General features: G+C 48.7%; 15 protein-coding genes. 4 read left to right on the forward strand and 11 right to left on the reverse strand.

Annotated features, from left to right (window positions below):
* Positions 1-23: 23 nt before the first annotated feature.
* Positions 24-665 carry a LolA family protein gene (locus tag SD10_RS24990; protein ID WP_046580135.1) on the forward strand — a complete coding sequence of 214 codons (642 nt, stop codon included), beginning with the start codon at positions 24-26 and terminating at the stop codon, positions 663-665.
* Between the two features lie 154 nt (positions 666-819).
* Here SD10_RS24990 and upp read toward each other — a convergent pair whose 3' ends face one another.
* A complete protein-coding gene (gene upp, locus SD10_RS24995) occupies positions 820-1,467 on the reverse strand; it encodes a uracil phosphoribosyltransferase (protein WP_046577715.1) in 648 nt (215 codons plus the stop codon).
* Between the two features lie 135 nt (positions 1,468-1,602).
* Between upp and SD10_RS25000 the strand changes: the two genes are divergently transcribed.
* A complete protein-coding gene (locus SD10_RS25000) occupies positions 1,603-3,396 on the forward strand; it encodes a hypothetical protein (RefSeq protein WP_046577717.1) in 1,794 nt (597 codons plus the stop codon).
* Between the two features lie 80 nt (positions 3,397-3,476).
* Positions 3,477-4,049, forward strand: coding sequence for a D-sedoheptulose 7-phosphate isomerase (lpcA, locus tag SD10_RS25005; RefSeq protein ID WP_046580137.1), 573 nt, complete (start codon positions 3,477-3,479; stop codon positions 4,047-4,049).
* Between the two features lie 46 nt (positions 4,050-4,095).
* Here lpcA and SD10_RS25010 read toward each other — a convergent pair whose 3' ends face one another.
* The 4 genes from SD10_RS25010 to SD10_RS25025 all read right to left on the reverse strand — a co-directional run bounded on the left by SD10_RS25010 (position 4,096) and on the right by SD10_RS25025 (position 8,516).
* Positions 4,096-6,450: a carbohydrate binding family 9 domain-containing protein gene (locus tag SD10_RS25010; protein ID WP_082111688.1), complete on the reverse strand. Its 2,355-nt coding sequence runs from the start codon at positions 6,448-6,450 to the stop codon at positions 4,096-4,098.
* A 125-nt stretch (positions 6,451-6,575) separates the two neighbouring features.
* Positions 6,576-7,424: a TPM domain-containing protein gene (locus SD10_RS25015; RefSeq protein WP_227699065.1), complete on the reverse strand. Its 849-nt coding sequence runs from the start codon at positions 7,422-7,424 to the stop codon at positions 6,576-6,578.
* Between the two features lie 7 nt (positions 7,425-7,431).
* Positions 7,432-7,866, reverse strand: coding sequence for a TPM domain-containing protein (locus tag SD10_RS25020; protein WP_046577720.1), 435 nt, complete (start codon positions 7,864-7,866; stop codon positions 7,432-7,434).
* Between the two features lie 68 nt (positions 7,867-7,934).
* Entirely contained in the window at positions 7,935-8,516 is a 582-nt protein-coding gene (locus tag SD10_RS25025; protein ID WP_046577725.1) for a LemA family protein, read from the reverse strand.
* A gap of 148 nt (positions 8,517-8,664) precedes the next feature.
* Between SD10_RS25025 and SD10_RS25030 the strand changes: the two genes are divergently transcribed.
* A complete protein-coding gene (locus tag SD10_RS25030; RefSeq protein ID WP_046577727.1) occupies positions 8,665-9,453 on the forward strand; it encodes an SDR family oxidoreductase in 789 nt (262 codons plus the stop codon).
* Positions 9,454-9,462: 9 nt separating this feature from the next.
* Here the strand turns inward: SD10_RS25030 and SD10_RS25035 are convergent, their stop codons facing one another.
* The 6 genes from SD10_RS25035 to rfbB form a co-directional block, all read right to left on the reverse strand.
* Positions 9,463-10,122: a response regulator transcription factor gene (locus SD10_RS25035; protein WP_046577730.1), complete on the reverse strand. Its 660-nt coding sequence runs from the start codon at positions 10,120-10,122 to the stop codon at positions 9,463-9,465.
* 61 nt (positions 10,123-10,183) lie between these two features.
* On the reverse strand, positions 10,184-10,996 hold the full coding sequence (locus tag SD10_RS25040) for a sensor histidine kinase (RefSeq protein WP_046577732.1): 813 nt from the start codon (positions 10,994-10,996) through the stop codon (positions 10,184-10,186).
* Between the two features lie 131 nt (positions 10,997-11,127).
* On the reverse strand, positions 11,128-11,625 hold the full coding sequence (locus SD10_RS25045) for a hypothetical protein (RefSeq protein WP_148562509.1): 498 nt from the start codon (positions 11,623-11,625) through the stop codon (positions 11,128-11,130).
* Positions 11,626-11,829: 204 nt separating this feature from the next.
* On the reverse strand, positions 11,830-12,234 hold the full coding sequence (locus SD10_RS25050; protein WP_046577736.1) for a hypothetical protein: 405 nt from the start codon (positions 12,232-12,234) through the stop codon (positions 11,830-11,832).
* 398 nt (positions 12,235-12,632) lie between these two features.
* Complete coding sequence (gene rfbA, locus SD10_RS25055) at positions 12,633-13,493, reverse strand: glucose-1-phosphate thymidylyltransferase RfbA (RefSeq protein WP_046577742.1); 861 nt, start codon at positions 13,491-13,493, stop codon at positions 12,633-12,635.
* Positions 13,494-13,591: 98 nt separating this feature from the next.
* Positions 13,592-14,653 carry a dTDP-glucose 4,6-dehydratase gene (gene rfbB / locus SD10_RS25060; protein ID WP_046577743.1) on the reverse strand — a complete coding sequence of 354 codons (1,062 nt, stop codon included), beginning with the start codon at positions 14,651-14,653 and terminating at the stop codon, positions 13,592-13,594.
* Between the last annotated feature and the right edge of the window lie 50 nt (positions 14,654-14,703).

Consider the following 14,703-nt stretch of genomic DNA (forward strand, 5'->3'; position numbering starts at 1 on the left):
TACGACGAGTAATATCAATGAAAATGAAGAAGATAGCTTGGATGCTAAGTTTGGCGTTGATGATGACGCTGCCGGCTTTTGCTCAGAAAGACAAACGAGCGCAGGGCATTTTGGACGCGATGAGCAAAAAGTATAAAGCACTGAAATCCTATCAGGCAAATTTTACATTCGCCAGCGCAGGTGGCGCGGCCAAAGAATCCTACAAAGGAGATTTGACGGTAAAAAACGAGAAATTCAGGCTGTCACTTGGTGGGCAGGAGGTATTCACCGATGGCAAAACGATGTCTACATACATCAAAGAGTCCAACGAAGTTAACGTGCAGGATTATGACGCCGGTGGCAACAGCGAACTGAATCCAACCCAGATTTACACCATCTACAAACGTGGCTTCGATTATCGTTTTCTGAAAGAACAGAAGCAGGCAGGCCGCACGCTCGAAGTCATCGAGCTAACGTCTAACCGTCCCAAAAGCGCCATTAAAACCGTACAAATTTCGGTTGACAAAGCTGACAAGTCGGTTCGGAACTGGCTGATCGTCAACAAAGACGGCAAGCAGACGTCTTATACCATTACCAAGTTTACGCCCAATGTAAACGTGCCGGATACCTTCTTTGCCTTCGACAAGTCGAAGTATCCAGGCGTTGAGGTAGTCGATCTTCGGTAGTTTATTCATTGCGAACACAAAAGGCTCCCTTGCCAGCAAGGGAGCCTTTTGTCTACTACTGTATAACCTCAAGAATAACCGCCTGCTAATCGGGGCTGAACCGTAGTTGCTCTCGATAGCCTGACGCCATTACATCAATACTCTTAGCGATAGTTTATACTTTTCCGCCATACGACAAATCGCCGGAGTCACCCAGGCCTGGTATTATATACGAATGTTCATTCAGATGATCGTCGATGGCACCAAGCCATAAGTGGCACTGTGGCAATTGTTCCTGCACATGCCGAATGCCCTCGGGGCTGGCAATAACCGCTGCAATATGGGTTTGAGCAGGGATTCCGTAGCGTAACAGAGCATGATAGACTTTTTCGAGCGAACGGCCCGTGGCCAGCATCGGGTCACAAAGGATAAGTGTTTTTCCACTTAAGTCGGGGCTCACGATGTAATCCATAGCAATCTCGAATTCATCATTATCACCGGAGCTATAGCCCCGATAAGCGCCCGCAAAGGCATTTTCAGCCTGGTCGAAGTAGTTGATAAATCCCTGATGGAAGGGTAAACCGGCCCGCATAATTGTGGCTAATACGGGCTGTTTACGAAGAACTTGCGTGTGAGAAACCCCAAGAGGAGTTTGTACGGCTACGGTTTGATACGACAACGTTTTCGAGATTTCATAAGCCATCAACTCACCAAGTCGTTCCAGATTTCGCCGAAAGCGCATCCGGTCCTGCTGAATAGATACATCCCGAAGCTCGGCAATGTACTGGTTGGCCAATGAGGGCTGTTGCGTAAAAACAAACATGGTATAAAGGCTTCTTTCGCTGTAATTTAGGCGCAAGGTTGGCGTATATCCAAACCAAATACCTAATTTAACCGACCTATAGCCTGTATCGGTCCACAAAAGTCAGCCTAATAACACCGCCAGTCAGTTAGTTACATGCGCATTAACGTTTATCTTTTCTGTTCGCTTTTCCTTTCGTTTTCGGTTCGGGCGCAAAGCCCATTCGTGCCGCTCAACGCCGATTATTATCACCTGATAGACCGTCTCGAAATTCGTCAAAACAAATGGGCCGAAGGGTTTCACAGCTCCGTAAAGCCCTACAATCGGCAGAGCATTATTCAACTCACCGACAGTGTGGCGGCTCACCCAAATCGGGATTTCTCCGATACTGACTACTTCAATTTCGATTATCTGCGCAATGACAGTTGGGAATGGGTAGCTCCGTACGATTCGCTGAAGCCTGATCCATTTACGCGTCATTTAAGACCAGAGGAAGCACCTGGCGATAGCAAAAAGCCGTTTCTAACTCACTTCTATCGCAAGAAGGCGGACTTCTATAACTTACAAACGCCTGATGTCGACCTGCATGTTAACCCAGTTCTCTACTTTGGGTTTGGTGCCGAAAATATATCCGGTTCAACCACTACGTTAAGTACTGGCAGCCAGGCGCAATTCATCAATACCAGAGGGATCGAAGTACGGGGGACCATTGGCCGTAAACTAGGGTTTTATACGTTCTTCGCTGACAATCAGGCCATTTACCCGGAATATATTCGGCAATATGGCCTGACCTATGGCCAGGATAGAAATGTATCCAGCACACCCCAGCCCACCGCGCCGGGCGAAGGATTTGTGAAGCCCTACCGCACGACCGGTGCTGACTTTCTGACGGCTCGTGGCTACATCACGTTCAATACCCTTAAGGTCATCAACGTGCAGTTTGGCCACGACCGGAATTTCTTTGGGAACGGATTCAGGTCGTTGTTCCTGTCGGACAACAGCCCTGCGTATTTATTCCTGAAGCTATCCACAAAACTGGGTCGCCGGATTCAGTATACAAACCTCTTCACTTCTCTGCAAAATACACAAGCCCCCAGGCCCCAGGACGACAAGCTGATTCCGCCCAAATTTGCGGCTATGCACCACCTGAGCATCAACCTGAACGACCACATGAATTTGGGCGTATTTGAGGCTGAGGTCTTTAGCCGGGATCGCCTGGATCTGAGCTACCTGAATCCAATCATTCTGTATCGTTATGTTGAATCCAGCCTGGGCAGCAGCGATAATGCCTTCATCGGCATTGATTTTAAAGCTAATTTCCTCTCTCAATTTCTGGTTTACACCCAGTTTATGCTGGATGAATTTCGGTTAAAACCACTGCTGGCGGGCAAAGGTGACTGGACCAATAAATTTGCCCTTCAGGTAGGGGCAAAATACATCGACGCATTTTCGATCCCAAACCTCGATTTACAGACCGAGTTCAATCTGGCTCGTCCATACACGTACTCGCACGAAGCTTCACCAACGGTCACCTCCGGCCAAACCAATTACGCCCACTATAGCCAGCCACTGGCCCATCCGCTGGGTGGTAATTTTATGGAAGGGCTGGGTATTGTGCGGTATCAGCGCAAACGCCTGTCGGCCAATGGTATTTTTGGTGTGATGATGTATGGAACTGACCCGGATCCTACGATCAACTATGGGGGAAATATTCTGAAGGATTATACATTCCGCTTTCGCGATGAAGGTAACTTCATTGGACAGGGCCGCAAAACGGTCGTCACCTACGCCGATGTTCGGGCTTCCTATATGATTCGGCACAACGTATTCCTGGAAGGGCGCTACCTGTATCGCTACCAGGACAGTCAGTACAAACCCGATAGTTACACGGATCAGGTGGCCAGTTTTGCCATACGCTGGAATCTCCCCTATCGAAATTGGGTCTTTTAATCATAAAGTCGTAAGCTGGCAGTATGTTTACGTCGCTCTGCCTCATTGGCTTACGACTTCACTACTTACTTCTTTATCCCATGCTCGATATTATCCATCAGGAACTGACTGAAGCCCAATCTGTTTTAGATGCGTTTCTGAATAACCCCGATCACCTTTCGGCTATTGAACAAGCGGCTGTGCTCATGGCCAACGCGCTTAAGAATGGCCATAAAATTATATCCTGCGGCAATGGCGGTTCCCATTGCGATGCCATGCACTTTGCAGAAGAACTCTCAGGCCGGTATCGCGATAACCGTCGGGCGCTGGCGGCCATAGCCATCTCAGATGTCAGCCATATTTCCTGCGTAAGTAATGACTATGGCTATGAGTTTGTGTTTTCCCGTTTTATAGAAGGCCTGGGCAACGAGGGCGATGTGTTATTAGGGTTAAGTACCAGCGGCAACTCGGCTAACATAATTCGGGCGGTTGACGCAGCTCGGCAAAAAGGGATGAAAGTCGTTCTGCTGACTGGCAAAGACGGTGGCAAACTAGCGGGTCAGGCCGACGTTGAGATTCGGGTACCTCACTTCGGGTATGCCGACCGCATCCAGGAGATTCACATCAAAGTGATTCACCTGTTTATTCTGCTGATTGAGAAACAGGTTATCTGAATCCATCAGAATAATTAACTAAATCCTGTGGGGCCGCCCATACGGTTCAAAATTGCTTCAAGTACGATAGCTTTCCAATAATGTGCTGCTCCTGCTGCCGGTCTGTCTGAACAACAGACCCGGCGTAGGTGCCGTAATTGTAGACGATATAGAGAAAGGAAAGCGGTTGAAACTCCCAGGCGAGCCGAATATTCAAGGCGTTCTTATCATTATAGGTATTCCGCTGAATGAAGCTGATTAGCTGCAAACGCGGGTTTACCGCCATCCGGCTCTCCACACTATACAGGGATATGGTACCTGAATAGCCGCCTACTTTCTGAAAAGCGTTGACTTCGGCGTTGAACGTAAAAGCCGCATGTGGAATAGGCGCCAGAATAAGCGACGCCCGTACGTAATTCAAGCTTCCATCATAATAACCGCCTGTTTCCCCGTTGAACTGAAACGATACTTTCTTCGATGGGTCCGTGCCAAACATGGCACTGTAGCGAACATAATGGTATTTATTAGAAGCAATAGCCAGATCCAGCGGACGATAGTCGCCATCATCCAGACGCTGATAAGTTGGATTCACAAAAAGGCCCAGATTTCCCCCATTCTGGAACGTTAGCCAGATGGGGTTAAAATTGTATTGTGCTTCCTGCAAATAGCCCGTCGATGCTTTATGGTAGAGTTCAAGAAAAGCCCCCGGCTCAAAATTACGCACCCATTTAGGCAACCACTTTCCGCGGTTAACCAGATATAAGCCCGGTGTGGTAGCAATCACATCCCCCCGCGACACAAAGCCCATCTCCGGGTTGAATCCCTTTGTTACCAGTGATTGTGTCCACCACCCTACCACCTGATTGGTCCGGTAAATAAGCTGGCTGTAGGCCGATATACCCTGATCGGTACCACCCGAACTGGCTGATCCAATCAGCATGGCATTGTAGGTCCATTTTTGACTCAAGCGAAAGAAACCATCCAGAGCGAATGTCCCATTCTGACGCCCTCCAGTACTATCCGTACTATGTACGTTTTTCAGGGTGAACAGAGCACCAATCCGGTTTTGACGACCCACATTCTCGACATATCGCCCAACAAAAAAGTCGGTTGCCGGGCTGCCGGGAATGCCCCGTTGCCGGATAACCATACCGCCGTAATTGCGCTTTAGTGAGCGATACACAAGCCGTGCACCGGCATCGATTGGTACAGGCGCGCTGGTGCCGTCGGGGAGCGTTGCCAGGCCAATAGTTCGGCTGAAAAAGGGCTGGATAATCATACTGCCTCCCTCACCCGTGTTCTTGTTGCCCGGCAAGCCCGCCCCAAAAAGGCTGGCATTTTCCAGGAAAAACGCCCGGCGCTCTGGAAACAATACCGAAAAACGAGTCAGGTTATTTACCTGTCGGTCCACATCTGCCTGGGCAAAATCTGTGTTGAGAGTAAGATCAAGTACAGTATTGGGATTGATTGCCCACTTAAGATCACCACCAAGTTTAAGCTTGGCGCTCTGCCCGTAGCCAATTTCAGTTCCGTTGGCTCGATCATCACTGATCAACACATACGGCTGAATACGAATATTCGGCGAAGGCGGGGGCGGCTTCAAACCTGTAATCAACCCTGCATACTCCATGCGGCTCGACGTGAAGGCTCTTGGAAAGGGCGACCAGGCCGATAGCTCGTTAGAATACCGGCGGTTTCGGAAGAAGTTGATGCCCCAGGTTTGTATCGAATCCGCCGAGCGGGCATACCGCAGTGTTTGCCAGGGGATCTGCATTTCGGCAACCCATCCCGAATTCGTACGACTGGTCCGTACTTTCCAGAAACCGTCCCAATCCTCGTCGTACAGTAAATCGTCAAAGGAAAGTAAATCGCGCTGTGTGCCGTGCGGATTGGCGACAAAGGTCATGGCATTGCGTCGGTCGTTAAACCCGTCGATGGACACGCCGAATAAATCGTGCGACCGACTATTGAAATCCCGCTTAAAATTGGGAACCCGCAGTCCTTTCCGACCAAGCGTATCGTGATTAACAGCCGAGATGTACAAGTATTGACGGTTAAACAACACACGAACATCGGTACCAAACGTAGCCGGGCGGCCTTGTTGCGGGTCGACCTGTACAAACCGCCGAACAAGCTTACTCTGTTGCCAATCGGCTTCGTCTAACCGGCCATCAATTTTTAGTTTATCCTTGATTTCAACAGCCTGAATGGTTCTGCGCTTTGCCGAAGGCGTAAAAATAACGGACTGGCCGGTGGCCGTTGTCTCCTCTATTCCATCCTGCTCAATGCCACTGCCATGTGTTGAATCAGGCTGAACAACATCTGACTGAGCCGTGTTTGGCGCAACCGGATTTGTTTGAGCTACTACAAAAAATGGAAAAAGTAAGAAAAGTAAAGCGTAACGACCAATACCGGGAAGCATACAGCGTGAATGACTTAACCGGCAAAAATAGGTTCGGTCATCCGATTCTGGACTATTTTTTCGTTGAACGGCTCGTTAAGCGCATTTACTGGCAGATCATCCTGTACTAGCCACTAGTAGCCTGTTTAATAATCGCCACCAGCGCCACCACCACCGAAACTACCACCGCCAAAGCCACCGAAGCCGCCACCGCTGCCTCCGCCCCCTCCCCAACTGCTGCCACCTCCGGAGCCGCCCCAGCCCGAATAGGTTGATGTTGGGAAAAAGATAGGCCCGCCCCAGCCACCACCACGGCTGTTGTTGCTACCACCACCCCGGTTTCGCCGGATTATCATGAAGATAATGATGACAGCAATAATGAGGATGAACACAAACGACCCGCCCCCCTCATCGCTGCTGGTATCAGGATCGGCTTTATATTCGCCACTGGCACGCCGGATGATTTCCGTCGTAGCCTCGTCCAGACCCTGGTAGTACTGCTCCTGTTTAAAGGCAGGTGCAATGGTATTGGTGATAATGCGTTTGGCAATAGCATCAGGAATAGCACCTTCTAAGCCATAACCCGGTGCGATAAAAATTTTGCGGGTTTGCGTTGCCCAGGCGAGCACGAGTCCATTGTTTTTACCGGCTTGTCCAATGCCCCATTTGCGGCCTACTTGGAAAGCAAAGTCGCCAATTGGATAAGGTTCGGTCGTTTTTACAATGACAATTGTGATCTGCGTTGAGGTGGAGTCATTGTACGTACGGAGTTTCTGTTCCAGTTGCGCCTTCTCAGTACTACTCAGAATACCCACAAAATCATTGACCAACCGGGGCGGATTTGGTTTGTCGGGAATGGCCGCATTGGTGGATGTTCCGGTATCGGTTGCCGTATCCTGCGCCTGTAGCGTGGCGGGTAAAACAACGAGGAGAACGAAGAGAAACCCGAGCCGTAGCAGTCGGTTAGTATGTGCAAGAAAAGTGAGTACGTTCACGGCAGTGTCAGTCAAACGAAATATCGTCGGCGAGTTCGTTGGTGTCGTCGCTGGCGTAAGGAAAGTACTGTTTTAACTGTTGCCCGGCGCGTTCGATACCCAGGCTTAGTCCTTCGGCGTACTTCCCGGTAGCGAAATGGCTACGAAGCAGGTCTTTGGTGCTTCCCCAAAAGTCGTTGGGTACTTTAGCATCAATCCCTTTGTCGCCCAGTACGGCGAATTTCCGGTCGGTATAGGCGAGGTAAAACAACACCCCATTCTGTTCCTTAGTTTGATGCATGCCTAAGTGTGCAAACACCTCGATAGCCCGTTGTATTGGGTCAGCGTTAGCGCAATGCGGTTCAACATGCACCCGAATTTCGCCCGACGTAGCTTTCTCGGCCTGCCGAATGGCTTCCACAATGCGCTTTTGTTCGTCGGGCGTGAAGGGGTTAGTTTGCATAGGGCATAGAGCACAGAGCCTGAAGCAGGTCAATCAACCTTATCTCCAGGCCCCGCACTTTAAACGCATTAGAATTGAACCGTTGGGGCGCTTTGAGCAGCCTGCGACGCTTCGAAGAAACCTTTCACAGGGAAGCCAAAGATACCGGCAAAGATGTTGTTCGGGAACGACCGCACCGATTGGTTATAGGTTTTTACAGCGCCGTTGAAATCATTACGGGAAACGGCGATCCGATTTTCAGTTCCTTCCAGTTGAGCCTGCAACTCCGAGAAATTCTGGTTCGCTTTCAGGTTCGGGTAGCTTTCGGCCACCGCCAGCAAGCGCGACAGCGAGCCACTCAACTGATCCTGAGCCGCCTGAAATTTTTGAACGTTTTCGGGTGTCAACTGGTCAGCCGTAAATTTCACCTGCGTTGCGCTGGCTCGGGCCTGAATAACGGCCGTCAGGGTACTTTTCTCGAAGTTAGCTGCCCCCTGTACCGTCCGTACCAGGTTAGGAATCAGATCGGCGCGACGCTGGTATTGGGTCTGAACCTGCGCCCATTTTTCCTGAACGTTCGTGTCTGTCTGAACCAACCCGTTATAAGAACTACAGCCGTACATACCCAAAGCGAGGGCAATAACCACTACGATAATTAATGTCTTTGACATGGTCTGTTTAAATGCAAATGGTTGATGTTGGATGCAAAGTTGTCCAAAACTAATACTTTGTAAACGTAAAACTACGCCAGAGGTTTTTTTAGCTATTTTGGCCGTAGTTTGTATTGATGATCGGTATGAACGAAACTACTCTTTTGGTATGAATCTAACGTTAACCGGAAAAACTGCCCTCGTTTGCGGCAGTACGCAGGGAATTGGTCGCGCTGCGGCCGTTGAACTGGCGCTACTCGGCGCTACCATCGTATTGATAGCCCGGAATGAGGAAACGCTTAGGACAACTCTGGCGGATTTGGATACGTCACAACGGCAAACCCACCGTTATTTGGTAGCCGACTTTGGCCAATCAGGGGCCGCTATAACCGCTGTCAATCAGTATTTAACCCAATTTCCGGAGGTACACATTTTAGTTAATAACACGGGCGGTCCTCCGGGAGGACCACTGATTGACGCCAAGGCCGATGAATTTGTGCAAACATTTCATAATCATCTGCTAACGAATCAAGCGCTGGTACAGGCTGTTTTCCCGGCAATGAAGAAAGCCGGTTTCGGCCGAATCGTCAACGTTATTTCAACCTCCGTCAAACAACCCATTGCGGGGCTAGGCGTCTCGAACACCATTCGAGGAGCCGTTGCGCAGTGGGCGAAAACGCTGTCGCTGGAGATTGCCCGCTTTGGCATTACGGTTAATAATGTATTACCGGGTTACACACAAACAGCTCGTTTAGCCTCCGTGCTGACCATGCGCGCAAAGGCATCTGGTAAATCGGAAGACGAAACCGCCAAACAGATGGAAGCCGAAATCCCAACTGGGCGATTCGTTACGGCCGAAGAAGTAGGCGCAGCCATCGCCTTTTTGTGTACACCCGTAGCAGCCTCCATCAATGGAATTAACCTTCCGGTAGATGGCGGCAAGACGGGGAGTCTTTAACGCGGCTTTCTAAACCAGGCTATTTTTAAATGCGTAGGCAACCATGCCCGCCGTATTTTTAGTGCCGGTTTTTTCCAGAATACGTAAGCGGTGTCCTTCGACGGTGCGCGGGCTCAGGAATATTTTCTCGCTAATTTCCAACGTGGAAAGGCCTTCGCAGATGAGCATCAGGACTTCTTTTTCGCGCTCGGAAAGGAGGATTTTACTGTTGTAGAACGAGTTGATTGGCTTGGCTACCGTTGTTTTGTTGGTCATCTTACGCAGCATGGCCTTCGACACGAATTCGTTCAGGTAAACGCCTTCGTCCATTACCTTCCGAACGGCTTTTTCGACCTCTCCGGCTTCGGCATCTTTCAGCAGGTAGCCGCTCACGCCCTTTTCGAGCAAGTGAAGCACCATCCGGTCTTCGTCGTGCATGGTTAACACGACGATTTTGATGAGGGGGAAATTATCCCGCAGATAGTCGGCAGTAGCGGTGCCATCCATCACCGGCATCTGTAAGTCGAGCAGGACGACATCCGGCAATTTGCGGGCAATTTTATCGATCAGCTCCTGCCCATTGGCCGCTTCCATCACTAATTCGAAATCATGAATCTGCCCAAGTATAGTCGACATGCCGACCCTGAACAAAGTATGATCGTCGCAGAGAGCCAGTTTAATTTTTCGCATAACAGAAGAGGAGTTAGGAATAGGGATTGTGGGAGTAAAGAAAGCGGCTTTGGAAAACAAATTAACTCAATAAATCAACAGGTTGCGCGTCGTGCAAGCGCACCTGTACATGAATCTGAGACCCACGGCCCGGCGCAACATCGAATGTAACGTGGCCGTTGACCACACTCAATCGGCTTTCGATATTTCGCAGGCCCAGACCTCCCTGTTTATTTTCCGTTACGGCGTCAAAATCAAAGCCAATGCCATCGTCAATCACCGATAGGCGCGCTTCATTATTGACACTGAATAATTGAATGGTAATGTGCCGGGCGCGGGCGTGCCGAATGGCATTGTTGACTAATTCCTGCGCAATGCGGTAAAGCATCAGATCCAAAGCAGGCGGAAATGGCATTTCGGGCTCGGTGTAGGCCAGCTGAATGTCAACATCGGTGTCGGTAGCGCGGTCGGCCAGTTCTTCCAGGGCGGCCAGCAAGCCGAACCGCTCAAGCGTGGTAGGTACCAGGTTTCGGCTGATTCGCCGAACATTGGTCATGGTTTCATCAATCATCGAGCGGGTTTTCTGAAACTGAAAGCTCAGTTGCACATCGCCCCCCACTTGCCGCTCCAACTGGTTGAGACTCATTTTCGTCACCGATAACATAGTACCAATGCCATCGTGCATGTCTTCGGCCAGCCGTTTTCGTTCTTCCTCCTGCCCCCGAAACGTGGCAGCCATCAAGTCGCGCCGGTGCTGCGCCTGCATTTCCTTGTAGGCCAGTTGCTGTTTTGCCTGTTTTTGCTGGTAATAGGCGACGAAGATGATAATGAACACAGCCATTATCAGCAACACAGCCGTACCGACGGCAATCACAAAACCGGAGTCTATCGACATTATCACTAGCTATAAAGAAGCCGTATCAGTAAAGTTCAAAAATATATAACCGAATGTCAATGCGTAACGATGAGAATTGAGTGAATGGTAAATGGCAATAATTATTTTTACCACGCCCTTTTGCCTTTTAACTAAATAAAATTTTCTTTATCGTATTTACTAAACCACAAGCCAACAGAAGAGAAAAGACAGAAAATAACAAACAATAGTTGACTTGCATTCCAGTATTTATCGAATACTTCAGCAGAGACTTTATCAACACCTCTATACCAATATTCGCTAAACAGCATAATGAAAAAAGTGCCAGTAGAATAAATCAAAAGCCCTGAAGAAAACCAAAACAAGCTATGCTTCGTAATTTTACTTACACGCATATCACTCAGCACATTATTGAAATAGCTTAGCGAAAGGATAATTAGAAAGAACCTGAATACAGAAAGGCTAACTGACGAAACATCAGTACTACTGTAAGAGTAAATACTAACAAAAGTGACTATAACCGTAAGTAATAAAATTATTCTTTTTTGTATGGGTTTTTCGAACTCGTAAAAATAGATTACCCCTACGATAACTGCTTCAGCAATAACTTCTAAATTCTGTATATAAAGCGTATTAGGGATAAAGAACATGTGTATGAGTGAGTATGTATCTTTTACAAAAAAAAAGACAAATAACCACCAAACATACTTGACGCTTAGCTTCATACTCTGAAACCGAACGAGACCTACTGCAATAGGAAGACAACTACTTAAATGAGAAATTAAATCGATAGGATATCGCTCAAAAAAATGCAGAAGCCTTTCTATCATTAGTAGAAATAATTACTGTACAAACTATTTTGGACAATGCTGTGGACATGTGTACCCATCACCCAGTGCCATTTCTCCGTCATCTCCATCCGGCATGTCTTTCATACCTGACTTGTCAGCGTAAACAGGCATATCTTTCCCTTTGGCATCGACACCTGTCAACAGCACGCGCGGGACAAGCTGGCCTTTGCCGGGCTCGGTGGGCTTGCCATCAGCATCTTCCCAGCGCTTGGCATGGTGAATGCGGAGCCCGATACAGCCGGGTTGATTAAGCAAATGCTGAACCTGGTTGATACCAAAATATTCTGAACGAATATATTCATCTTTAGACAGACCTACTTCCAGTTTGCGCTCCTGGTAGGCGCCCGTCATGGCTTTTGTTTCCTGAGGGTCGAGAATGCGCCCTGCATTTTTAGTAAAAACGTTCATAAAAAAAGAGGTTCGAAATAATACAGGCTAATGTCTGGATGGATAAAACCGGAAAGCAGGTCTAAATTACGATAGCGGTATTTGTCCACAAGTTGTAAACAGAAATCAGTAAATGTTAAATTTTACTGACAACCAACTAGTTAAACCATATAAAATATTTGCCAATACGTAGAACTACGTACCAAAATGCGGACTTCTGCCTGTTTCATTTTTGGGTCTGAAAACCGGTGTTTTTGCGCTCACCGACTCGTTAACCTTGCCCTACCTTTGTAGTGTAGCTAATGACATGCACCGCCGTTGGCCAAGACATTTCTCATAGGTTAGGTTTACGAAAAAACGCCGAAGCAGTTGCTCCGGCGTTTTTTATAGTAGCTGTTTATAAACCTGACTGATGTAGTCTATTTCAACAGGCTCAACAGATAGGCACCATACCCGCTCTTCACCAACGGCTGGGCAATTGTACCGAGTTGCTCTGCATTGATGAACTTCATGCGGTAAGCAATCTCCTCGATACAGCCAATCTTCAGTCCCTGCCGCTCTTCGATGACGTGAACAAACTGACCAGCCTGTATCAACGACTCAAACGTACCCGTATCGAGCCAGGCTGTTCCACGGTCCAGCACGCCCACTTTAAGCTTACCCTGCTCCAGGTATACTCGGTTAATATCCGTAATCTCTAACTCGCCCCTGGGCGATGGTTTGATATTCTTAGCGATTTGAACAACGTCGTTATCATAAAAATATAAGCCTGGCACCGCATAGTGTGACTTAGGATTTTCGGGCTTTTCTTCGATAGACAGCACGTTGAAATCATCGTCAAACTCCACGACGCCGTAGCGTTCGGGATCATGCACCTGATAGGCATAAACGACGCCCCCATCCGGATCGTTGTTGGCCTGAAGCAGTTTCGACAAACCAGAGCCGTAAAATATGTTGTCGCCCAGAACGAGCGCCACCTTATCGTCGCCAATGAACTCTTCACCAATGATAAACGCCTGCGCCAGACCATCGGGGCTGGGTTGAACGGCATAGCTAAACATACAGCCAATGCGCGAACCATCGCCGAGCAGCTTTTCAAAATGCGGCAGATCGTGGGGAGTCGAGATAATGAGAATATCACGAATGCCCGCCAGCATCAGAATCGACAACGGATAATAGATCATCGGCTTGTCGTACACAGGCATCAATTGCTTGGATACAGCCAGCGTAAGCGGATGAAGACGTGTGCCGGAGCCTCCGGCGAGTATAATTCCTTTCATTTTTTAGTGAGTGAATGGTGAGAAAGCGAAAGAGTGAATGAGTGAAAAAGCGGCCAGCCGTTGTTCTCTCATTCGCTCTTTGGCCCTTTCACTCTTTATTATCTATTCGCATACATTCCCTGATAGTAACTCTGGTAGGCGCCCGAGGTGACGTTATCCAGCCAGGTTTGGTTGGCCAGGAACCAATCGACGGTTTTTTCGAGCCCTTCCGCAAATTGAAGCGATGGCTGCCAGCCGAGCTCGTTCATAATTTTATGCGCGTCGATGGCGTAGCGCAGATCGTGCCCGGCCCGGTCGGTGACATAGGTAATGAGTTGAGCCGACGTGCCTTCCGGCCGACCAAGCTTGCGGTCCATGATCTGGCAAAGCAGGTTCACAATGTCAATGTTTTTCCACTCATTGAACCCGCCAATGTTGTAGGTTTCGCCTTCTTTTCCCTTGTGGAAAACGGCGTCGATAGCCCGGGCATGATCAACCACATACAACCAGTCGCGCACGTTTTCGCCTTTGCCATATACGGGCAGCGGTTTGTTGCTCTGTATGTTGTGAATCATCAGTGGAATCAGCTTCTCGGGGAAGTGATTTGGGCCGTAGTTGTTCGAGCAGTTTGACAGCACAACCGGTAATTTATAGGTGTTGCCGTAGGCCCGCACAAAGTGGTCGGAAGCCGCTTTCGATGCCGAATAAGGCGACTGTGGATCGTAGGGCGTCTGTTCGGTAAAGAAGTCTTCGGGGTTGTGAAGCGAACCATATACCTCATCGGTTGACACGTGATAGAACCGTTTCCCCTCAAAACCTGATGCACTGGCAGCCCAGCTATTTTTAGCCGCATTGAGCAGATTGACCGTACCCACCACATTGGTCATCACAAACGACATTGGATCAGTGATGGACCGGTCAACGTGCGACTCTGCCGCCAGGTGAATGACGCCATCCAGCGACAATTCAGCGAACATATCCTCCAGAAACTTAGCGTCGGTGATATCGCCTTTAATAAAGGTATAGTTTGGTGCGTGCTCGATATCCGACAGGTTAGCCAAATTACCGGCATAAGTCAGTGCATCAAGATTATAAATCTGATACTCAGGGTATTTTGTGACGAACAGCCGAACAACGTGCGAACCAATAAATCCGGCACCACCAGTAATAAGAAGTTTCATGTTATACGTATCTATTTTATAGTCAGTACCATTACGGCATCACAAAGGCA

This window comes from Spirosoma radiotolerans, from assembly GCF_000974425.1.
Taxonomy (GTDB): Bacteria; Bacteroidota; Bacteroidia; order Cytophagales; family Spirosomataceae; genus Spirosoma; species Spirosoma radiotolerans.

Bases quoted from the DNA above. Each gene is read 5' to 3' on its own strand.
- SD10_RS24990 (WP_046580135.1), top strand. From the start codon at position 24: ATGAAGAAGATAGCTTGGATGCTAAGTTTGGCGTTGATGATGACGCTG.
- upp (WP_046577715.1), bottom strand. From the start codon at position 1,467: ATGTTTGTTTTTACGCAACAGCCCTCATTGGCCAACCAGTACATTGCC.
- SD10_RS25000 (WP_046577717.1), top strand. From the start codon at position 1,603: ATGCGCATTAACGTTTATCTTTTCTGTTCGCTTTTCCTTTCGTTTTCG.
- lpcA (WP_046580137.1), top strand. From the start codon at position 3,477: ATGCTCGATATTATCCATCAGGAACTGACTGAAGCCCAATCTGTTTTA.
- SD10_RS25010 (WP_082111688.1), bottom strand. From the start codon at position 6,450: ATGCTTCCCGGTATTGGTCGTTACGCTTTACTTTTCTTACTTTTTCCA.
- SD10_RS25020 (WP_046577720.1), bottom strand. From the start codon at position 7,866: ATGCAAACTAACCCCTTCACGCCCGACGAACAAAAGCGCATTGTGGAA.
- SD10_RS25025 (WP_046577725.1), bottom strand. From the start codon at position 8,516: ATGTCAAAGACATTAATTATCGTAGTGGTTATTGCCCTCGCTTTGGGT.
- SD10_RS25030 (WP_046577727.1), top strand. From the start codon at position 8,665: ATGAATCTAACGTTAACCGGAAAAACTGCCCTCGTTTGCGGCAGTACG.
- SD10_RS25035 (WP_046577730.1), bottom strand. From the start codon at position 10,122: ATGCGAAAAATTAAACTGGCTCTCTGCGACGATCATACTTTGTTCAGG.
- SD10_RS25040 (WP_046577732.1), bottom strand. From the start codon at position 10,996: ATGTCGATAGACTCCGGTTTTGTGATTGCCGTCGGTACGGCTGTGTTG.
- SD10_RS25045 (WP_148562509.1), bottom strand. From the start codon at position 11,625: ATGTTCTTTATCCCTAATACGCTTTATATACAGAATTTAGAAGTTATT.
- SD10_RS25050 (WP_046577736.1), bottom strand. From the start codon at position 12,234: ATGAACGTTTTTACTAAAAATGCAGGGCGCATTCTCGACCCTCAGGAA.
- rfbA (WP_046577742.1), bottom strand. From the start codon at position 13,493: ATGAAAGGAATTATACTCGCCGGAGGCTCCGGCACACGTCTTCATCCG.
- rfbB (WP_046577743.1), bottom strand. From the start codon at position 14,653: ATGAAACTTCTTATTACTGGTGGTGCCGGATTTATTGGTTCGCACGTT.